Source organism: Acaryochloris thomasi RCC1774 (assembly GCF_003231495.1).
Taxonomy (GTDB): domain Bacteria; phylum Cyanobacteriota; class Cyanobacteriia; order Thermosynechococcales; family Thermosynechococcaceae; genus RCC1774.
On record NZ_PQWO01000010.1, the window covers coordinates 69,623 to 90,612 of the forward strand.

21 protein-coding genes are annotated in these 20,990 nt (G+C 52.9%); 8 read left to right on the forward strand and 13 right to left on the reverse strand.

What is annotated here, in order from left to right; all coding sequences use genetic code 11:
* Positions 1–14: 14 nt before the first annotated feature.
* From C1752_RS15865 to C1752_RS15880, 4 genes are all read right to left on the reverse strand, one after another.
* On the reverse strand, positions 15–974 hold the full coding sequence (locus tag C1752_RS15865) for a zinc metalloprotease (RefSeq protein WP_146242358.1): 960 nt from the start codon (positions 972–974) through the stop codon (positions 15–17).
* Positions 975–1,008: 34 nt separating this feature from the next.
* On the reverse strand, positions 1,009–1,311 hold the full coding sequence (ureA, locus tag C1752_RS15870) for an urease subunit gamma (protein ID WP_110987038.1): 303 nt from the start codon (positions 1,309–1,311) through the stop codon (positions 1,009–1,011).
* Between the two features lie 11 nt (positions 1,312–1,322).
* Entirely contained in the window at positions 1,323–2,171 is an 849-nt protein-coding gene (locus C1752_RS15875; RefSeq protein ID WP_110987149.1) for an urease accessory protein UreD, read from the reverse strand.
* A gap of 95 nt (positions 2,172–2,266) precedes the next feature.
* Positions 2,267–2,857 (reverse strand): metal-dependent hydrolase, encoded by a 591-nt coding sequence (locus tag C1752_RS15880; RefSeq protein WP_233501637.1) that lies wholly within the window; start codon positions 2,855–2,857, stop codon positions 2,267–2,269.
* Positions 2,858–3,280: 423 nt separating this feature from the next.
* Here C1752_RS15880 and C1752_RS15885 point away from each other — a divergent pair, with 423 nt between their 5' ends.
* Positions 3,281–3,697 (forward strand): hypothetical protein, encoded by a 417-nt coding sequence (locus tag C1752_RS15885; RefSeq protein ID WP_146242359.1) that lies wholly within the window; start codon positions 3,281–3,283, stop codon positions 3,695–3,697.
* On the opposite strand, the gene wecB is transcribed toward C1752_RS15885, so the two are convergent.
* Entirely contained in the window at positions 3,694–4,809 is a 1,116-nt protein-coding gene (gene wecB, locus C1752_RS15890; protein ID WP_110987041.1) for a non-hydrolyzing UDP-N-acetylglucosamine 2-epimerase, read from the reverse strand. The genes C1752_RS15885 and wecB overlap by 4 nt on opposite strands.
* A 93-nt stretch (positions 4,810–4,902) precedes the next feature.
* On the opposite strand from wecB, the gene C1752_RS28495 reads away from it, so the two are divergent.
* A complete protein-coding gene (locus C1752_RS28495) occupies positions 4,903–5,145 on the forward strand; it encodes a hypothetical protein (RefSeq protein ID WP_158535110.1) in 243 nt (80 codons plus the stop codon).
* Between the two features lie 28 nt (positions 5,146–5,173).
* On the opposite strand, the gene C1752_RS15895 is transcribed toward C1752_RS28495, so the two are convergent.
* The gene (locus C1752_RS15895) at positions 5,174–5,545 is read right to left on the reverse strand and encodes a hypothetical protein (RefSeq protein WP_199464418.1); all 372 of its coding nucleotides are present in this window, start codon (positions 5,543–5,545) and stop codon (positions 5,174–5,176) included.
* 876 nt (positions 5,546–6,421) lie between these two features.
* Here C1752_RS15895 and C1752_RS15900 point away from each other — a divergent pair.
* Positions 6,422–7,717, forward strand: a complete 1,296-nt coding sequence (locus C1752_RS15900) for a type IV pilus twitching motility protein PilT (RefSeq protein ID WP_110987043.1) — start codon at positions 6,422–6,424, stop codon at positions 7,715–7,717.
* A gap of 57 nt (positions 7,718–7,774) precedes the next feature.
* Entirely contained in the window at positions 7,775–8,515 is a 741-nt protein-coding gene (locus C1752_RS15905; protein ID WP_110987044.1) for a circadian clock KaiB family protein, read from the forward strand.
* Here the strand turns inward: C1752_RS15905 and C1752_RS15910 are convergent.
* The 4 genes from C1752_RS15910 to argJ all read right to left on the reverse strand — a co-directional run bounded on the left by C1752_RS15910 (position 8,512) and on the right by argJ (position 11,685).
* Complete coding sequence (locus tag C1752_RS15910; protein ID WP_110987045.1) at positions 8,512–9,177, reverse strand: pentapeptide repeat-containing protein; 666 nt, start codon at positions 9,175–9,177, stop codon at positions 8,512–8,514. The genes C1752_RS15905 and C1752_RS15910 overlap by 4 nt on opposite strands.
* Before the next feature lie 54 nt (positions 9,178–9,231).
* On the reverse strand, positions 9,232–9,504 hold the full coding sequence (locus C1752_RS15915; protein ID WP_110987046.1) for a cyclic di-GMP-binding domain-containing protein, MshE-related: 273 nt from the start codon (positions 9,502–9,504) through the stop codon (positions 9,232–9,234).
* A gap of 181 nt (positions 9,505–9,685) precedes the next feature.
* Positions 9,686–10,456: a YebC/PmpR family DNA-binding transcriptional regulator gene (locus C1752_RS15920; RefSeq protein WP_110987047.1), complete on the reverse strand. Its 771-nt coding sequence runs from the start codon at positions 10,454–10,456 to the stop codon at positions 9,686–9,688.
* Between the two features lie 14 nt (positions 10,457–10,470).
* The gene (argJ, locus tag C1752_RS15925) at positions 10,471–11,685 is read right to left on the reverse strand and encodes a bifunctional glutamate N-acetyltransferase/amino-acid acetyltransferase ArgJ (protein WP_110987048.1); all 1,215 of its coding nucleotides are present in this window, start codon (positions 11,683–11,685) and stop codon (positions 10,471–10,473) included.
* A gap of 363 nt (positions 11,686–12,048) precedes the next feature.
* Between argJ and C1752_RS15930 the strand changes: the two genes are divergently transcribed.
* Together C1752_RS15930 and C1752_RS30570 are read left to right on the forward strand one after the other, a co-directional pair.
* Positions 12,049–13,299: a DnaJ domain-containing protein gene (locus C1752_RS15930; RefSeq protein WP_233501638.1), complete on the forward strand. Its 1,251-nt coding sequence runs from the start codon at positions 12,049–12,051 to the stop codon at positions 13,297–13,299.
* Between the two features lie 18 nt (positions 13,300–13,317).
* Positions 13,318–14,937, forward strand: a complete 1,620-nt coding sequence (locus C1752_RS30570) for a tetratricopeptide repeat protein (protein WP_233501639.1) — start codon at positions 13,318–13,320, stop codon at positions 14,935–14,937.
* A 75-nt stretch (positions 14,938–15,012) separates the two neighbouring features.
* Here C1752_RS30570 and C1752_RS15940 read toward each other — a convergent pair whose 3' ends face one another.
* Positions 15,013–15,561 carry a PadR family transcriptional regulator gene (locus C1752_RS15940; RefSeq protein WP_110987050.1) on the reverse strand — a complete coding sequence of 183 codons (549 nt, stop codon included), beginning with the start codon at positions 15,559–15,561 and terminating at the stop codon, positions 15,013–15,015.
* Between the two features lie 94 nt (positions 15,562–15,655).
* Between C1752_RS15940 and C1752_RS15945 the strand changes: the two genes are divergently transcribed.
* Complete coding sequence (locus tag C1752_RS15945; protein ID WP_110987051.1) at positions 15,656–17,092, forward strand: carotenoid oxygenase family protein; 1,437 nt, start codon at positions 15,656–15,658, stop codon at positions 17,090–17,092.
* A gap of 186 nt (positions 17,093–17,278) precedes the next feature.
* On the forward strand, positions 17,279–17,761 hold the full coding sequence (locus C1752_RS15950) for a methylmalonic aciduria and homocystinuria type D protein (protein WP_110987052.1): 483 nt from the start codon (positions 17,279–17,281) through the stop codon (positions 17,759–17,761).
* Here the strand turns inward: C1752_RS15950 and C1752_RS15955 are convergent.
* On the reverse strand, positions 17,728–19,563 hold the full coding sequence (locus C1752_RS15955; protein WP_110987053.1) for an ABC transporter ATP-binding protein: 1,836 nt from the start codon (positions 19,561–19,563) through the stop codon (positions 17,728–17,730). The two genes, C1752_RS15950 and C1752_RS15955, sit on opposite strands and share 34 nt — an antisense overlap.
* Before the next feature lie 94 nt (positions 19,564–19,657).
* Complete coding sequence (gene rodA / locus C1752_RS15960; RefSeq protein WP_110987054.1) at positions 19,658–20,944, reverse strand: rod shape-determining protein RodA; 1,287 nt, start codon at positions 20,942–20,944, stop codon at positions 19,658–19,660.
* Positions 20,945–20,990 lie beyond the last annotated feature (46 nt).

A 20,990-nucleotide genomic window follows, 5' to 3' on the forward strand; every position in this document is an offset into this window, starting at 1 on the left:
TCGACAGCATAGATTTATCTCGGCTTAACTTTCTGTGGCCGCTGCAACAGTAAAAAGAGCAGGCTCCCGACAATCAAGAGAATCCCGGCCAGCAGACTCACGGCCAATAACCACAGGGGAATTCTCTTCCTGGCGGGGGTGCAGGGGGGATAAAGAAACCGAAGGCCACCACGGTCGTCTTCGGTCAGCTTGAGCAGTGGAGCGGGTCGTCCAGCATAACCATTCATAGCCGCATTCGGCTCCAGTGCCGGAGAAGCCTGCAGGCCCTGCGCGGGTTGTTCACAATTAATTGCGATCTCAGTTGCGGGCGATCGATCGGTATCTAGATTTCGCTCGGGTAGTTCATCAGGGTGGCCGAGCCCCAGAGCATGACCGACTTCGTGCAGCACCAACGATTGAAAGTGATTACATTCTGGAATCGGCTGTTGAGCGTTGAAAAAGAAGCAGGTTTCAGCGTTAAGAATGATATCTGCGCTGTTAATGGTGCTCCCACCCTCGGCCTTCTGTCCATTGGTCAGCCTGGGGGGCTTGTTAACAGACCAGTAACTGGTATAGCCGCCCACTTCGCTAACGGCTGGATATTCTTGACCGTTGAGAACGAAGAAATCAAGCTCAGCCCCAAAGCCCTGCCAGGGTTCTGGATGATTGGGTGGAGGCAATGCGGGTGTAATAGTTCCACTCACGTCAACAAATTTGAGGACGGGATGTTCTTCGGCCCATTGATTCAGCGCGACTTTAAGGGCCGTTTTCACCTGATCACAGTCGGGAGGGTAGGGATCTCGAAATTGAGGGACGAGGCGTTCACAGAAATTGGTTGCGATCGCAACCTCCAATCCCTCATCTAAACCCCGCACGCCCTCTGTCACCGAACCCGGTTCATAGCTCCAGCGGGCAGCCGTCTCAACCGCCTCTTCCACCGTATTGACCGGCTGATCATCACGTTCTAGTAAAACAAAAGCTTGAGCAGAGGGCACCAGCCCACCGAACAGCAGCCCGCAAACAACGAACCTACGCAATCGGATCATGAACCGTCACTAACTTCGTCCCATCCGGGAACGTCGCCTCCACCTGTACCTCATGGATCATCTCTGGGATGCCCTCCATCACGTCATCTCGCGTCAGCAATGTAGTCCCATAGCTCATCAGATCCGCCACCGTGCGGCCATCCCGAGCCCCCTCTAGAATCGCGGCAGACAAATAGGCCACCGCCTCAGGATAGTTGAGCTTTAGTCCCCGATCCTTCCGTCGCTCAGCCAGCAGCGCCGCCGTGAACAGCATTAGCTTGTCCTTTTCTTGGGGAGTGAGTTGCATAGATCACCTCATTAGAAGATTTGCCAAACTCTGGGGGGACAGGCCCGACGGTTCCAAGCGGCCTGTCGAATTAGATTCCATACTTGTGTAAACCATTGTCGGGCCTCTCGACTAGAGTGGCCGCGATAGCGACACAGCATCCCCTGCTGCAGTCGGGTCACGCCTGTCCCCTGCTGGTTTTGCCCCAGCGTTCGGGCTTGGGCGACGAGTTCCGTCGTCACGGCTTGGCCGACCCAAGCAAAACTGCCGACCACTGGACAACCCGCTAATCCGTGGGGGCTGTGCCAAGTGTCGGGGCACCCAGGTAACCATTGTCGATCAATCCAGAGCGGACGTCCCTGCCGATAGACTTGGGTTTGCGATCGCCAGTCACCGGCCACAAAGGTTTCCCCCCTGGCGCTACGGCCAAAACGCGTGATCTCCCAGCCCAGCCAGCTGGCACCAGGACTCAGCTCAACCGTCAGATCTTGACGATAGATCGCCTGGTTAAACACAATTGTCTCCTGCGGCAGCCACTCTAAGATAGCGTCCGGCTCCACTCGAATCTGGATGGTTTGCCGAGCCTCGCGGCCATTCGAACGATAAATCTTGTTCGCTGACGCCGTCGTCAAAACAACATGACTGCGGGCCTGAAGCTGAATATCAGTAGAGAGAAGATCTCCTCCGACAACACCGCCCGCCGTATGGAGCATGACGCTGTGACAAACCTCTGGTCCCTCAGGGTAAAACGGACGCTGCACTTTTAACGGAGCCTGGGCCCGACAGTGCTGCACTTTTGTAGCTTCAGCGTCACAGCCATAGATCAGGTGCAGTTGTCCCTGCCACCCCTTAGCGTTAGAGGATGAAGATGAATGTGTGATCACGAGGTAAACAAAACACAATAGTCAAAAGTAGCATTGCAGGTCGCCGTTATCTACGGTCCAGATCGTAGACTCCGCCAACAGAGGGCCTGTGGTTACCGAGCAAGCTGTGCAGCCCACATCATAAAATATGCCGCGATCAAACTCAGAGTCAGGAGCAGCAAAGGATGACCTTTGCCATTGACAGCCAAGAGCGTCATCAGCAAGACAGGCACCATTACCCCTAGCTCAATGCCCAAATTTTGGTAGAGCAACGCGTTGCCCCACTGTAAACGTCCAGCACTGGGTAAGAGTCCAAAGGGCAGCTTGAATAGACGAGGGAACAGAGGCCACAGCAGCGGCAATGGCGTCACCCCGACCAGCAAATCCATCAGTAAGTGAGATGATCCAGCGCAGATAGCCTGCAAAAGGAGCGACTGGCTGCCGCTCACTCGCCACCATACTCCAGAGGACAAGGGCACCTTCCCCTTTTGATTCAAGAGCAAGAGGCATAATCCCCTTCCCAACGGCAGCAAAAGGCTAACGAAAATAGAATGAGTAATCCTGAGACCATTGTGATGACTCGCCTGCAGCGCAGGAATCGCGTAGTCAATATCGGGTGCCAGCGCCATGACCACCAGCCAGCCGAGCCAAAGGCGTGATGGCTGACGGGGTCGGCCCAACACAGAAATGGTAACAGCCGCCAAACTATGGCCGATAAAAGAGGATATTATCTCAAGCGAGATACAACAAAAAACGCTTTGGTTAGCCGCTGGACCTGCAGACCGATCTCTTTAAGCTAAAGCATGAGGGAGATCGCACACGCTTTAGCCACCCCTCAGGTCTGGCTCCAATCTTAGGATGTCAGGGCAGGCGACGAGAATGGGTACTCTAAACCTAGAGGAGATAAGCTATTGGGCTATTTTCTCGACCTTGCGCTTTTTCGAGCCATTCATTCAAATCTACACCTGAGCAGTTCTTCGCCCTTGAGATTCGATGGGATATCTGTGAGGTTCGGCTGTCGTCCAGTTTTGGGGCGGACAGTTTGAATTGAGTTTTGTTACTACTGAGATCGATTTGCGTCAGGCTTGCGTCTTTTTACTTTAGTCCTGCAGACCCTCATTGCCACCATGACTACGGAAACCATAACCTACCAGCAGCTTTGTGATCGGGGACTCAGTGACTATCAAGTTCGTTACCTAACGCAAAGCCTGATTCCCGCGAGCCTTGAGCAAGGGGTGCATTTTTATCGCCTACGAGATGTAATTGTTGAAGTTCGGCATTATCTGAATTCCAATCGTCTACCGCCACTGCATCGCGAGGCCGTCAACGACGTATTAGTGTCATTGCTCAACCAGCTAGACAACGTAGTCACTGCACCATTTGGCCTATCTCGAGACCAGCAGATTGGCTTCCATATCCAAAAAGTGCTGCAGACCCAGCCACGACCAACAGATCCCGCCAGCGTTGTCATGCTGAGCAACAGTTACCCGGAGGTCGTACCCACAGCAGCAACCGATCTCTCCAGTGGTCAGAACTGCTCTTAATCTTGAAAGTAATCTTGCACAATCTGGACAATCCGCTCGGCGGCGTGACCATCTCCAAAGGGGTTAACGGCAGTTGCCATGGTGTCGTAGGTCCCTGAGTCGCCGAGGAGCTGAGCAGCGACTTCTGCAATCTGGGTCGCATCGGTACCAATTAGCCGAGCAGTTCCCGCTTCGACAGCTTCTGGGCGTTCTGTAGTTTCCCTCAGCACCAGGACAGGCTTACCTAAGCTAGGGGCCTCTTCCTGAAGGCCGCCAGAATCTGTGAGCAAAAGATGGCAGCGCTGGATCGCGCCAACCAAGTTACCGTAATCAAGGGGTTCTGTGAGAAAGACTCTAGGATGATCGCCTAGCAGAGCCTGCAGGGGTTCTCGGACAGTGGGATTCCGATGCAGGGGCAGCACGATGGCAGTGTCGGGAAACTGCTCTAGAATTTTGAGAAACCCTTGGGCAATCTGCTGCAGAGCTGCTCCCCAATTTTCACGGCGGTGAACGGTGGCTAGCAATACTCGATACTGATCCCAGTCTAGGTCGGGAATCGAACAGTCAGGACGGGTAACGGCAACTTTCAAAAGGGCATCAATGACGGTGTTGCCAGTGTGATGAATGGCTCCGGTGACGCCGGAGCGCTCTAGGTTAGCGACGGCACGGGTCGTGGGCGCAAAGTGAAGCTGGGTGATTTGCGAAACCAGACGGCGATTGGCTTCTTCAGGGTAGGGATTGAACAGCTCATCGGTTCGCAGTCCAGCTTCAACATGGCCCAGGGGAATTTGCTGGTAGAAGGCAGCAAGGGCGGCAGCAAAGGCCGTAGTGGTATCGCCCTGAACAATGACAAGGTCGGGCTTGAGATCTTGAAACAGCCCCTGGAGTCCCTGCAAACTGCGGCATGTGATATCGGAGAGCGTTTGCTTGGCGGACATGATATCTAAGTCATGGTCAGCCTGTAGCTGAAATAGGGTCATGACCTGATCCACCATTTCTCGATGCTGGCCCGTAAGGACAACTTGAGTGAGAAAGCGGTCTGAGCTTTGGAACGCCTGAATCACAGGGGCCAACTTGATGGCTTCTGGACGGGTCCCGAGGGTAATGCAGATCCGAGTGGGGGAATTAGGCATGAAGGTACGGCAATGGGTGTGACCCAAGGGTAAAGGAGAACGAACCGCTTAATCAACTGGTATAGCGGTACGCGTATTGGCTAGGACATAAAAATGGCTGAAACCCGTCTGTGCCAAGGAAGGACTGTCTTGACTCAGCCGGGTACTGCGTATACAGCGGCACAGGCATCAATGAGGCGACGGAAAGGATCCAAAAGTAAACATGCGAAAGATCAGGCGGTCCTAGCCCAGCTAAAAACAGCCGAGAGGATCGATCTGTCTGGATCAACCCTCTCGGCTATTTTCTATATTTCGCAGATCCCTGCTAACGAAGTGGATGGGGATCAGGCAACTTAGCGGCCCCAGTCAGGCAGACAAAGGGGGATTATACGTTGCGATCGCAAGTCAAAGGACAAGCGGCATAAACAGGACTGTGCTGAGGATTCGCCTTGCCATTGAGCCAGCTTAACCAGCGCACCTGATGCGGATGAATACCCTTGAGCGTCAGCACGGCTGCTCCGGCAATGATCGCCAATACATTCGCTGAGAGGATGCCGCCCGCCACAAGAACCACTGCGCTCATCGGCAGAACCGCCTGAAGTGCGATCGCACCCAGTGACCCGAACGTCACCATCAGCACGACCACAGGGAAACCCACCACCAACCAGCAAACCGTCAGGGTGAAGGTCCAAACCAAGAAACTCTTAACCAGTAGGACCAAAGAGAGCCGTTTTAAATGAGGAGCCTGAGAAAGCATGATATTAAATCCTCCCGCAAAAGTGAATAAAGTCTAAAACCGTTTGTCGTCAATTCAAGTTTTTTTAGTATATAGAATGATCCCCACCAGTATGGGCTTTGGTTTAACAATATTTACATTTAGATTATCGCTGATGACGAATTCTTGAAGCTTATATCTAGCATCCTATAGAGCAAATCGTGAACAAGTCACAAAACCCAAAGATGGGACAAGCCGGTTTACAACGGTCGCATCTAATTTTGTTGCTTTGCCCAGAATTGAGGCGCAGGTGAACCCCACAATGCATCGAGCTTCTATAAAGCTGATCCCCACCTCCAGCCTTACAGCTTCCACCGGACTGCAGCAGTCTCCATAGAACCATTTTGACAGCTCATCTATACTCAAAAACTAGAGCAAATTGCTAACGTCAACACTTGAGTAATTGAGTATAAATCACTACGTCAACAGCAAATAATGATTTAATCTATAGCTTTCTAAAAATGAATATTTAGAATGAGTATTAATAACTATTAGAATCCGCGGAACGATCGCCTTCCGGCTGGCGATAGCGATACACATCATTGAGTCGGGCATTGCCATAGCTCAAGCTTATTTAGAGTCAGGCAAGGCTGTCCCAACTCAGTTGGGTAAAGCGATACATCGCTAGCATCACGCAGAGCGAGTCGTCATTTTCCGATCTGCTCGCCCTACTCTGAATAACACCTGAGTCCCCCATCGAGAACCGATATCTCACAAAGATCCGGCCTTTGAGAGTCACATCTGTCCCTGAAGCTGTCCACAATTAGGGTATTGGAGTATTCATCCCCATGCCTTAGCTAGATCTGTTAGGTCGAGTGCCGCGAGATGAATGAGTAACGTTGTTAACGTAGACAGGCTATGACTGATTATCAATCCACCCCTCTGCCACCCCCACCTTTTCAACCGCCCCCAAGCCCAGAGGTACCCACGCAAGTCAATCCAGAGGCACCCACACAGCTAAGCCCAGCCGACCACCTCACCTCCGCAACTCAAACCATTGGCCTAGCAGCTCCGTCGGGAACAATCATCAATCCAAGAGATCTCTCAGAGGCCACCCAGGCCATTCCACCCACTCAGCGCTCGAATCCCAGCGGCATCACCCTCAAAAGCCTAGTACAGCAGGCTTTCGAGCATAACTTTTCTGATGTTCATCTGGGTGTGGGAGAGGTGCCCCGCTTTCGAGACCGGGGCCGTCTAGAGGCTGCCCAGCATCCCGTCACAGATGCTGAAACCTTTCAATCTTGGCTCGAAGAGATTCTGACTCCCGAACAGGTTCACCAATTTAATACTGAATTAGAGTACGACGGCGCAACGCAGTACGACGGCATGGCTCGCGTGCGGATCAACGTCTTTGTCTCCCTCAAAGGTCCGGCCATGGTGCTGCGACTGATCCCTCTGCGGATTCTGACCCTGGATGAACTTAACCTCCCCCTTGTTTTCCAAGATCTGTGCCACTACCACAAAGGTCTCATCCTGGTGACCGGCCCCACCGGCTCCGGTAAGTCCACAACGCTAGCGGCAATGGTGGACTACATCAATAGTGAGATGCCCAAGCACATCATCTCCATTGAAGATCCGGTGGAATTTGTCCACCAAAGCAAGAAGTCGATGATTCGGCAGCGAGAAGTGGGCATCCATACCCATGAATTTGAAAATGCCCTTAAGGCCTCCCTTCGAGAGGATCCAGACGTGATTTTGATCGGAGAAATGCGCGATCGCATCACCGTTAACACAGCCCTCAAAGCAGCACAAACGGGTCACTTGGTGTTTGGAACCCTGCACACCAACAGCGCCGTCAAGACCATTGAGCGGATGCTGAATATCTTTAAGCCTGAGGAACAGGCTCCCATGCGAGTGCAGGTGGCAGAATCGCTAGTGGGCGTTATTGCTCAGTCATTATTGCGCACCACTGACGGTAAGCGAGCGGCCATCCATGAAGTGATGATCAATACCGATGCTGTTAAGGACTATATTCTTCGCGGTGACGTCGAAGAGATTGAGGCCATCATTCCTCAATGTAACTACGACGGCATGATGACGATGAATCAATGTATCTATCAGCTCTATGAAGAAGGGCGCATTGACGAAGAAACCGCGCTAGAGTCTTCGCCAAAGCCCAACGAAATGGCACAGATCCTGCGGGGTCGAATCTAGGCCAACCGCAAGAGGGCTACACTAACGCTAGCCCTTTTCGATCAGCCGAGGATAGTTTTGGCCCTCCATGAATCCCATCCCTCTGCATCGTTATACAAAGGCTTAGTCCTAGTAACGCCGGGGGGAGATCTCGTCTACGCCATTGACCCCAGTAAACAGCAGCACTGGCATGCTCAACTCTGTGCAGTGCTGCAGCGGCGGCTCAACTTACCTGAAGCGCCTCTGTTTTTGACACCTTCCTATACGGCAACCGTTGATCGCTGGATTGATCCGCAATCGCAGGAAGTGCGCGTTGTCGCCGAAGCCTATCCACCGGTTTGGCGCTACCGGATTTTTTTTCAAGCCATTTTTAATGTCCCCGTTCATCAGTGGCGACCGGTCCCTGTAGCCCCAGAAGAACAGGATGGCAGAGTCATCCACAGCTACCGCGAAAAATTCCCAGAGCTGTGGGAATCTCACAACTGGGTGATTCGAGCAAACGATCCCTCACCATCAGAGCCTGAGACACCAGCACCTGAGCTGGCAAAAGCACACGCTTCCACCTACGTTTTACACCTGTTTATCGCGCGCCACAGCCGCAACACAATCCAGACATTAAAGGTCTTACATCAAGTCCTAGAGCAGGCACTAGCCTGTCCCTACACCCTTAAGATTATTGACGTCACACAGCATCCTGAGCAGGCAGAGGCAGCACAGGTTCTGGCAACGCCAACGCTCGTTAGAGTGTGGCCCCAGCCGATTCAGAAACTAGTGGGCGATCTTGATCAAGCAAGGATTCTGCAGATGTTAACCGTCTAGACAGCACTGGCAGCGAGGGCTGGCTCGGAAGAATACGTCACTCCTTTGAACAAAGCATCATGGGAATTGACGCGGCATAGATTCGTTTGCAGGAGAGTTGCTCGGCACAGATTCGCCTTATGCAGATTCACTTCTAATAGATTTGCCCAGCTCAGATTGGCCTCAATCAGATTGCTACCCGCCAAATTGGCCTGATAAAAGTTAGCCATTGAAAGATTAGCCCGCATCAGATTGGCCTGCAAAAAGTCTGAAAAGCGACCTTCTGCTCCCTTGAGACTGGCTCGAGAAAGGTTAGCACGCCGCACAATGGCTTTAGAGAAATTGGCGCGATCGCATCTGGCTTCCACCAGCTTTGCCTTATAAAGATCGGCTCCTTCTAAGCTAGCCTGTCGTAAATCAGCCTGCTCTAGATTCGCGTTCATGAGATCGGCTATGCGCAGATTGGCTCTTTTAAGCGAAGCCCGGTACAGATAGGCATTTTTAAGGTTAGCCCCTTCTAAGTTGGCAAAATCGAGCTTAACGCCGCTGAGGTTAGCAAACTCAAAGCTAGCACCGCTCAAGTCAGCCCCCGACAAATCAGGCTGCTCCATGCTGGTGGTCCGCCAATAGTTCCAGGCATCAGGACCTTGCTGAAGACGCTCAAGATGTTCTAAATTTGCCATGCAAAATTTCAACGGAGGAATACCGCTGCCCTCTATAAAAGTCGATTTTGACGCCTAAGGCTGACGCTGCCTGCGAATGCTGAAGCTGGTCTGGAGTAAGCCTTCTTGGAGTGGCTCTCCAATTTCACGCTCCATTTTGATCACTTTTTGAGCTAGGTACTCAATCGTGCGTCGCTTGACCCAGCCGCGCTCGACAATAATATCTCCGAACCGCATGCCGGTCGCTTTCTGATCGTTGAGGGCGACCTCAACCTGGGAATCTGTGAGTAGTCCCGCATCGATTAAATAACCTCCTAAGCGCTTAGACAGGGGATCGTACGGCAACATAGGCTACAGATTTAAGTTGTGAACTGGACTTGAGGGCAAAAGACTCTCCCTAAGGGACAGTCTACCCCCGATCATAAGGCCTCATCTTAGGAATGCCCAATTTGAAGATCGGATCGATCAAACCTTGCCATTTAAAGTGGCGAGAGGGGTCAACTCAGCTATCTCTAAGCCCGATCACGAGTTACTCCAAGTCGAGTTCAGCCAGCAAGCTATCTTGAAGCTCAAAGTTGGCGGTCACGGTTTGGACATCATCGAGATCTTCCAGAACGTCCATCAGCTTGAGAATCATCTGTGCCGGCTCTAGACCTACAACGTCAACGGTATTGTTGGCCAGCCAGCGCGTCTCTGATTCTTTAACGGTATAACCCTGCACCTGGAGTGGCTCGGCAATTTGCTCTAGGTCATTGGGATGCGTACAAACCTCGACAAGGATCCCGTCATCATCTTCCAGAATCTCGTAGGATTCAGCCCCTAGCTCCAGTAGCGTTTCGAGAAAGTCCTCTTCGTCAGTGAGGGGACCGGCAAGGGTAATGATGCCCTTGGATTCAAACATCCAGCCGACGCAGCCTTTCTCGCCCAGGTTGCCACCGTGTTTGCTAAACGCTGACCGGAGATCGGCGGCGGTACGGTTGCGGTTGTCGGTGAGCGCTTCAATCAATACAGCTACACCGCTGGGGCCATAGCCCTCGTATTGGATATCTTCCCAGTTTTCGTCGGCACCAAGCTGGCCGGAACCCTTTGCGATCGCACGTTCAATATTTTCGTTGGGGATCCCAGCGGCTTTGGCTTTCTCAATCGCCCAGCGCAGTTGAAAATTTGCGGCTGGATCGGGAAGTCCATTGCGAGCGGCGACAATCATCGCCCGCGACAGTCGGGCAAAGACCTTGCCTTTTTTAGCATCGACCCTCGCCTTTTGACGCTTGATATTGGCCCATTTGCTATGTCCTGCCATCGGTTTAAAAACGCCTAGGTGGTGTACTCTGCATTAATCTTGACGTAGTCGTAGCTTAGATCACAGCCCCAAGCGGTACCAGATCCCTCTCCATCCCCCACCTGAACGGCAATAATCACCGGATCTTGTTTGAGATAATCGCTAGCGGCGGCGGCGTCAAAGTCTTGGGGTGTCCCCTGCTGGAGCAAGACAAAATCCCCCAGTCGGATATCGAGTCGGTCAGCATCAAAGCGAACGCCCGCTCGACCTGCCGCCATCGCAATTCGTCCCCAGTTCGGGTCGCGGCCAAACACAGCGGACTTGACCAACATGGATCCAGCAATGGTGCGGGCAATTTGGCGAGCGCCCGGATCATCTGCAGCCCCGCTCACCTGGACTTCAATTAAACAGGTCGCCCCTTCGCCATCCCGCGCCATTTTTTGAGCCAAACGCTGGCAAACTTCTGTCAGCATCGCTTCTAATTGTCTAGCCTCTGGCCCCGCCTCTGTGATCGCAGGGGTGCGAGATTGGCCGTTGGCGAGGGCCAACAACATATCGTTGGTGCTAGTGTCGCCGTCAACGGTGACTTGGTTAAAGCTGCGGTCGGCGGCGCGGCGCACCATTTGCTGCCAGAGCGTCGGCGAAACAGCGGCATCACAGGTGACAAAGGCCAGCATCGTTGCCATATCGGGGTGAATCATGCCCGACCCTTTAGCAATGCCGCCCACGCGGACGACCCGATCGCCCATGTCCATTTCTAAGGCGACCGATTTCTCCACGAGGTCGGTGGTCATGATCGCCTGATTCGCGGCTTCAGAGCCGGTCTCTGATAGCTCCGCCACTAGCTGCGGCAGGGCAGCCTCGACCTTTTCCAAAGCAATCAATTTGCCAATGACGCCCGTGGAGGAAATTAAGACGGATTCAGGGGAGATGTTGAGCGCTTGGGCAACCCACTGGGCTTTCTGAACGACGGCAGCGGCCCCAGCGGCACCCGTGGCGGCATTGGCCTGCCCCGCATTGCAGAGAATGGCCCGCACGGTGTCTTGGTTGCTGAGATTGTCGCGGCAGAAGTCAACGCAGGCTGCTCTAACCTGACTCGTAGTGAAGACGCCCGTTGCGATCGCATCTACATCTGAGACAATCAGCGCCAAGTCCGGGAGGTGGGAGGGCTTTAAACCTGCCGCCACCCCAGCCGCTCGATAGCCCTGTGGCGCTGTAACCCCACCCAAAACTTCACGCCAGTTTGTCATACTCTCTCCTTATCGCGGATCCTGACCCGTCATCAATTTTATAGCAGGACTCGGCTGAGTGAGGACAGCCCTGCAACAGCCATCCATAGTTTTCAGCTCTTTAGATGCCTCCATCGATTTGTGCCCCGCAATAGTGTTCGTTTGGGAAGGACTTCAGCGATTGAAAACTCAGGTCTAGTCAATTTCTTCCAAAGCGATTTGTCATCAATTCTTTAGGGAACCTTTGGCAATAGGTTGCTAGATTAAAAGATGGACTTTACCCGTTCTGACAGTCCGTTCATTAAGAGCTTTATGGGGTAATCCCGTTCGCTGCTCCGCTTTCCTAGTCGCTAACTCATGCCTCCACGTTCCGACTATTATCGTGTGCTTCGCGTATCTAAGCAGGCGACCCAGTCTGAGATCAAAGCTGCATTTCGGCGGTTAGCACGCCAGTACCATCCCGATCTCAATCCCGACAACCCGACTGCGGCCTCGGAGTTTCAGCGCATTAGTGAAGCTTACCGGGCTTTACTCGGCACCCCAGAACTAAATGATGAGCCTTCGGTTAGCCAAGAGACATCTCCAGCCCATCGTAAGCACTACATTCATGGCGTTCAGTGCAATGCCCAAGGCAACTATCAGCAGGCCGTTGACGCCTTCACCCAGGCCATCACATTGAACAGTCAGTACCTAGAGGCGTATTTGGGCCGCTGTCAGGCCCGGTATGTCCTCGGCGACGACCGGGGCGCAATCGAAGATGCGTACCAGGTTTTGACGCTGAATCCAAATGTGAGTCAGGCTCATTACTATCAAGGACGAGCTCGGGCCAGATTAGGATACACAGAGTCCTCGCTAGCGGCCTACACGCGCGCCATTCAAATTGATTCGAGCTATGCTTCAGCCTACTATTACCGAGGCATTGCCCACGAGAGTCTTCAGGATCGACCGGCGGCCAAACAGGATTGGCGCACCGCCAGTCGTCTCTTCCAGGCACAGGGCGATGTAAGCGGCGTGCAGAAAGCGCAAAGTAAGCTGAGGGGCTGGCCCTTACCGGCATTCCCCACCGTCAACATTAAGGCCCTCCAATTCACGCGGTGGACGGTTGCTCGAGCCTGTAAGCTGCTGCCCAATGTCCTCTTCAATCCTGGCGGCGAACTCCTGCCATCCTTTGCTCGCTGCTCCTCGGTTCAGGCCGCAGCCATAGGGTTTATCTGGGCAGCATTGGCCACCTTGACGATCTTAGCGAGCCTACTGCTGTATGAGAGTCCCCCATCTTCGATAGATGTTGTGCTGTTGAGCGGGACGGCGTTCTTGAGCCTAGTCGCAGCCAGCGCGATTGCACGTCTGCTGAATCGGTCTCGAGGCAACTGGGCCGGTGACGTTTTTGTGGCAGGTGCAGCCCTGCTACCGCTCTCTCTCTTCGCCGTTTTGGGGGGCTTAGCGCAGTCCAGCCTGGGCTTCACTGCGACTGCAGGGGTCTTATCCGGCAGCTATGTCCTTTTGACGCTGTATGTCGGCTGCACGCAGATTCATAACTTTTGGGAGCGTAGTGCAGCCTTCGCCGCACCGCTGATGGCCATCACCAGCGGCGGAATCACGGTCTGGGTTGCGACCGAATTCTTAGGGTGGGCATAATTGGAGATGGAGAAGCTAATGGCTCTATCTTCAGATAGCTGGCGCGGACTTGCGATCGCAACCTTTATTCTCTTGGGCTGGATTATTTCTGTCTGCCTCCATGAGTTCGGCCATGCCGTTGTGGCTTACTGGGGTGGCGATCAAACCGTTAAGGATAAGGGATATTTAACCCTTAATCCCCTCAAGTACAGCGATTTTTCCTATAGCCTGATCTACCCGCTGTTTTTCTTGATGCTGGGTGGGATAGCATTACCGGGCGCTGCCGTTTATATCAATACCTGGCTGCTCCGCAGCCGTCTGTGGCAAAGTGCCGTATCTGCAGCCGGACCGCTGGCAACGGCCTTAGTGGCGGTGCTGTTATCTCATCCCTTTCGTCTGGGGCTGTCATCTGAAAACTGGTTTTGGACCGCTTTAGCCTGTCTCACCTCGTTACAGGTGGTGGCGCTTTGTTTTAATCTATTGCCAGTCCCCTCTTTAGATGGCTTCGGTATTCTAGAGCCTTGGCTACCCCGCTCATGGCAGCCGTCATTACGTCAGTGGCGACGCTATGGCTTCCTGGCACTGATTGTAATTTTGTGGACTGTTCCGGTCGCGCAGCAGGTTTTCTGGGGTTTTGTGGGTACTATCAGTCGAGAGCTAGGTGTTCCACCGGACCTGATGGCCACGGGTTATTCACTGTTTCATCAATCTAGCCGCCTCCTATTTGTCGTTGTTCTGGTCATTGTCTTGATATTTCGTAAACTGTTGTCGCGTCCTCAATCGACAGACGCCTCGGACACCCAATCGCTAGAAGCGAAGCTAGCGGCCTATGACCAGGCCATTGCCTCAAAAAAGCCAACAACAGCAGATTTATGGTTTGGCAAAGGCTGCATTTTGGGGGAACTGAAGCGCTACCAAGAGGCCGTCGAAAGCTATGACCGCGCCCTAGAGCTGCAGCCCAAAAACCCAGAGAGCTGCTGGCTCAACCGCGCCATCGCTCTCTATGAAATTGGACGAGATGAAGAGGCCGTCGAAAGCTATGAGCAGGCCCTAAAGCTGAAGACACCTTCGCCAGATGACTGGTATTTTTATGGCCTGATGCTTTCAGGACTCGATCGCTACGAGGACGCCATTAACAGCTATAAAAGGGCGCTAGAAACGAAACCAGAGGATGCAGAAATCTGGTACCAGCAGGGACAGGCGCTCTACTGGCTCGGACAGCAAGATGATGCGATCGCAAGTTATGACAAGGCCGTTTACCTGCAGCCCGAGTTTGCCCAAGCCTGGTTTCGGCGAGGACTCGTGTTTAACCAGCTTCAGCAGTTCCCCAGGGCGCTCAAGAGCTTTGAGCAGGCGCTAAAAATTCAGGCCGATAGTCCCGCCGTGCTCGCCGCAAAGGGCTTCACCCTGATGCAGCTCGATCAGTATGAAGACGCCATCACCGCCCATGAGCAATCGGTAGAGATAGATCCCAACGACGCCCACGCTTGGTACAACAAAGCCTGCTGCCATGCCCATCAGGGCCAGGTGTCTCCAGCCATTGAGAGTCTGAAGCAGGCCGTACAGCTCAACCCTGAACCCACCCGCGAAATTGCCATTGACGACCCTGACTTTGAAGAACTGCACCAAGAGCCAGCTTTCCGCAAGCTAATTTACTGAAGCAGATCCCCTACAACAGAGAGCCTACTCCCCCAGCACAATCGGACAGGGGCTTGGTCACAGCGAGACGTGACGCTAATGACTGGATTGATGAGCCTCAAGAAGTGCGATCACATCTGCACACCAGTCTAAAATTCCCTTTTCATAGATAAGACCTTGCTGCAGCGTCAGGTACTGACACTTCGCGGCCCAGGGGAGCTGCTCCAGAGGCGCGAAAAACTCCTGTTCAATCTCCTGGTAAACCTGAAGCTGCTGCTGGTGCTCGCCCTGATATCGCCGCAGTTCCGTGATCAGAACTTGGGGCTTCACCAAATGCCCTGCAAATAGCTTGACCAAGATCTCCTCCTTCGTACGGCTGATTTTGCTAGGCCGACCGATCCAATTCACCATTTCTTGCCGACCCAGCTTTGTCAGCGCGAACAGCTTCTTGTTGGGACGCCCCTCCTGAGCGATCAGCTTTGCCTCAATCCAGTCCTGCCTCTCTAACTTGGCTAGCTCTCGATAAATTTGCTGATGACTCGCCGACCAAAAATAGCCCACAGACCCATCGAATTTCTTGGCTAAGTCATAGCCGCTGCAGGCGGTATCCGCCAATATTGACAAGATTGCGTAAGCAAGGCTCATATTCACTTATTGACATATTAAAAAAATTGCATATACTGTTTTTTATGCAATTAAATGCATATTAATCGTTTTGGATCATCTAGAGGTAGCTACTATGATTGCGACCGCACCTAATCCTCAGCAAACGCAGCCTTCTTGGTTTCGGGCATTCGCTCAGCCCGCTCAAGAGTTTGCGCCTACGGCCCTCTCGGTTCTCTCCGGTGCTGTTCCCTCTGGTCTCAGAGGGTCTCTTTATCGCAATGGTCCTGCACGCTTGGAGCGGGGCAGTCGCCGGGTTGGCCACTGGTTTGACGGTGACGGTGCAGTTCTCGGCGTTCATTTCACCGAGCCAGAGACCACTGGCGTTTATCGCTATGTGCAAACGTCTGGCTATCAGGCTGAAGCAGAAGCTGGAACTCTCCTGCACAGTAACTATGGCATGGTCTCCCCCGGCCCTCTGTGGAATCGGCTAAAATACGGCCCCAAGAATGCCGCCAACACCTCAGTCTTGGCCCTTTCTGATCGACTACTGGCTCTGTGGGAGGGTGGGCAACCCCATGCTCTCGATCTAACGACGCTGGAGACTCGAGGGCTGGAAAATCTAGAGGGCCTAGAGCCGCAGCAAGCCTACTCTGCCCATCCCAAGCGCGACCCACAAACCGGTGATATCTATAATTTCGGCGTCAGCTACGGCAGGCAGGGCAAGCTGCTTTTGTATCGTTGCGATCGCACAGGTAAAATTCAGCAGCAGAATGCTGTACCGCTCGATCGCCTGCCCATGATCCATGACTTCGTAATGGCCGGGCCTTACCTCGTCTTTTTCATCTCGCCCCTTTCATTAAACCCACTGCCACTTATAGCCCACCTTAAAAGCTACAGCGACTGTCTGCGATGGCAGCCTGAACTCGGCACTCAAATTCTGGTCATTGATCGTCAGACGCTAGAGGTGGTTAGTCGTAGCGAAGCAGAACCTTGGTACCAATGGCACTTTGGCAATGGCTACCTCAACAAGCAAGGCTTGATCGTTGTGGATGTGGCTCGCTATCCCAACTTCCAGACCAATCAATTTTTGCAGGAAGTGGCGACGGGACAAACACAGACGGCTGCCCCCTCGGAGCTGTGGCGAATTTACGTCAATCCTAAGACAGGCAAACTTGAGGAAACCTATCCGGTGCTGGAGCGCGACTGTGAGTTCCCGATGGTCAGTCCTCAAGACGTAGGCCAGGCCGCTCGCTACACCTATCTATCGCTGCGACAGCAGAATGCGCCACGGACCGACTTATTCAACACAGTCGGACGCTTTGATCACCAAACCAGCAACCTCATAGAAGCTGATTTAGGGGCTCACCGCTACGCGACAGAACCCATTTACGCCCCCGATCAACAGAATCCAAAACAGGGCTGGATTTTGACAGTGGTCTTTGATAGCGATCTCAACAAAAGTGAAGTCTGGATTTTCGATAGCGCTCACCTGAACTCCGATCCAGTTTGTCGATTGGGATTGCCATCCGTTGTTCCCATGGGATTCCACGGCACTTGGCGAGCAGATTAGATTTTCAACAGTCCCGCAAAGACACCGGTACTCGATAGTGCTAGCTGATCGAAACTGATATCTCGGAGATCCCACCTACTTTGGGCTGCAGCTTCTCCGCTCTTAACTACAACCTAAAGTGGTTACAGAGATGTTAAAGGCTGAGTTAAAGCGTATGCTGAGAAAAAGATACGCCGCTCAACCCCAATGGGTATCGAGTATTCTGCCCACTTTCCCAGTCCCTTTATTGCGTCTCACCTAGACCAGCTCTTGCCAGATTGGCTGGTGCCGGTTCTGTCGGTCTTAGTGGTGATGCAACATAGTCAGGTGGCTCTACTAGAGCGCAATCCTGAAACGGAGGGGCAAAAGCAAAAACTACGCCGTCAGTTTATTCACTTTGGGCAACAAATATCTGACGGCCTGCTGCCGATGGGATACTGTACTGAACTGTTTGATCCCAGAACGGGGCAGCCTCTCCTTTCCCAACCGGGAAAGATGACCCTTGATGATGTTGCGGTGGTGCAGGCAACACTCGGTTACCCGCTTGTAGAGACAGGAGGTTGCTGGCTAATCGAACATCCTGAGTGGGGAACGGCAGTCTTTCCGGCGGTGCTGATGTCTTCGGCTGAACCGGAGGTTGTGGTTGCGATCGCAAATCAAATCGCCTCCACCCCCTGCCCCAACATCTGAAGTTGATAGAGACTGGCATATAGTCCCCCCGATCTCATCAGCTCATCGTGGGTCCCAAACTCCGCTAGCTGACCGTGATTGAGCACCAAAATTCGATCCACGTTCCGAATTGTCGAGAGCCGGTGAGCAATAATGATTGCCGTACGGTCTACCAGCAACCGATCCAGCGCCTCCTGGATCATCGCTTCAGTGCCCACGTCCAGGTTCGCAGTCGCCTCATCCAAAACCAAAATTCGAGGATTGCGAATCGCGGCCCTAGCAAAGGCTAAAAGCTGCTTTTGCCCACCCGATAAGTTCGTTCCCCGCTCCCGTAGCGCCGTATCGTAGCCCTCTGGAAGCTGCTCAATAAACGAGGCCACATTCATCTGGACCGCCGCTTCTTGAATCTGCTCAAAGGAATAGTCTTCACCCAGGGCGATATTGCCCTTCACATCCCCTGCAAACAGAAATCCATCCTGCAAAATCACTCCCACATGCTGACGCAGCTCAGCCTGCGACAGATCGCGGACATCAACGCCATCCACCAAGACCTGACCTTTCGTAGCTTCATAAAGGCGGGAAAGCAAACGAATCAGAGAACTTTTTCCGGCCCCCGTCGGACCCACAATTGCAATCTTTTCACCGGGTTTAATCGTGAAATCTAGCGCCTTAAGTACATAGTCGTCTGATTTGTAAGCTAGCCAGACATCGGAGAACTTGACTTCTCCCAGCGCCGTCTTGCCATCTGCCAATGGCAGCATTTTTGGATACTGAGGATCGCCGATTTCTATGGGCTCCTGCATTAGATCGGTAATCCGCTCAATGGCAGTAAAGCCTCCCTGTAGCGTTGTGAACTTCTCTGCCAACTGCTGCAGTGGATTGAACAAACGTTGAGCAAAGAGGATAAATTCTGTCAGCGTACCGATGTCTAAACTTTCGCCTAACACCGCCTGACCACCGATGAGCAGGACGCCTGCAATTCCGACTAAGGAAGTCCACTCTAGGGTGGCCGAGACTGCAGAATCAAAAAAGATGGTTCGATCTACCGCTGTAATGTAGCGCTCATTAATCTGCCGAAAGAGTCGGGCATTATACTGCTCCCGGCGAAAGAGCTGCACGACCCCAATACCGGTGATATTTTCCTGCAGATTCGCGTTGAGATTGGAGAGCTGTTCACGCGATTTGTAGTTGGCGGCACGATACTGATTCTGAAAGTAAATAATCACGCCCGCAATCGGGACCAACAGCAAAACCAAGACCAGAGCTAACTTCCACTGCCGCAGAAACATCACAATCACCAGCACGAGGATAGTGATCATATCGGTAATGATCCCAACAGCCCCCGTGGAGAAAACATCGCCAAGCGCTTCCACATCATTGGTAATACGAGTGATCAGCTTACCGACGGGTGTGCGCTCAAAGAAGCTAGATGCCAAAGACTGGACGTGGGCAAATAGGTCGTTACGAATATCGTTGGTCATCTGCTGACCCACCTTTTGCACCATGAAGCCCTGAATACCCTGCAGGCTAAACTGAACCGTCACGGTTAGCAGCAGCGTCAAACTGAGTAGGTCGAGTCCTTCGGTGAGGTTGCGATCGCGCAGCCACGCAAAGGTACTGGGTTCATCACGAATGAACGAAATCGCTTGACCAATCAAAATAGGCTGTACGGCCCCAGCTACAGAGAGCGGTACCAGCAGCAGCGCCACCCACAGCAATTTCCGACGATGCCGCTTGGCATAGGGAATCAGGTATCCGAGCAGACGCCAGTCATTCCCAGGCGAGCGCGATTTTGATGGCGTTAGATCAGCAGCAGCAGTCATTTAAATAGATTAGCGATTCAGAATTTAGGCATGGGCTACAGCTTTATGGTCGCACAGCACCATAATCCTTGCTAAATCCTTGGGATTGAGACTTCTAAGACATTCCCAATCGTCGTTTTGGTCGATGGCTAGCAACCGATTCGGCCAGACCAATCGCAATAAAGTTAGTCAGCAAAGCCGAGCGTCCATAGCTCATCCACGGCAGCGGCAAGCCGGTCACGGGGGCAAGGCCAATATTCATGCCGATGTTAATCACAACCTGAAAAATCACCATCGAGAAGATGCCCATTACAATCAGCGATCCAAAGTCATCGGTTGTGAGCAGGGCAATCCGCACCAAGCGAAAGCAGATCAGCCAGAATGCCAGCAGAATCAAGGCACTACCGATAAATCCCAGCTCCTCGGCGGCTGCGGAAAAGATAAAGTCCGTGTGCTGCTCAGGGATAAAATCTAGCTTCGTTTGCGTTCCCTGATTGAGACCCGTTCCCCAAAGTCCCCCGGCTCCAATAGCAATGCGAGACTGAATCAGGTGATAGCCTCCGCCTAGAGGATCTTGGTCAGGGTTGAGGAACAGAACCAGGCGAGCCTTTTGGTAGTCCTGCAACAATCCCCATAGGACCGATCCGAGACCGGCAGCGGCGAGATTGAGCAGTAGTCCGCCGAGTGCCCCCAATAAATGCCTCGGAAATCCAAACCAGCCAATCAGGATAACCACCACTAACCATCCGGCCCCGAACCCCCAATGAAATTGAGCCTGTAGCGCCATGTTCAAAACAATGGCAGAGACGATCGGCGAAATCATCAGGATAATCCAGCCCAGCTTAGCGTTAGCCCAATAGAGCATTCCCAAGGCAATGGCTCCAAACACCAGTGATGTTCCTAAATCTGGCTGGACGAACACCAAGCCCCAAGGAAGCAAGAGGACAGCGAAGGTACGTGCGATCGCAAATAAACTCGTTGCCGGTCGCTGACTTAAAAGCGCCGACAGCGTAATAATCACACCCACCTTGGCAAACTCAGAGGGCTGCACATTAAAGCCCGCAATCGGAATCCAACGCTGGGCACCTAAAGCACTTGTCCCAATAAAAATGACCGCCAGCAATGCTGCATTCGTCGCCAGATAGGTTAACCAGTGCAGCGTCAGCAGATTGCGATAGTTCAGACGACTAATCAGCAGCGCCAACGCCAACCCGACAAAACCGATCGTCAGATGCTGCACCCAGAAGCCAGACCATTCCGGCTCCTGCTGCGTACTGCGGATCATAACGGCCCCCAGGGCCATAATGCCCATCGGCAAAATGAGCAGGAGCTGATCAATATCTTTCCAGGGGCTTAATGCCCTCAATAACCAGTTGGTATTGGAGCGCGTGCGCAGGGGCATGTTGTTCGTCGATCTTTGCAGTAAACACTGTCTACGATACAAGACC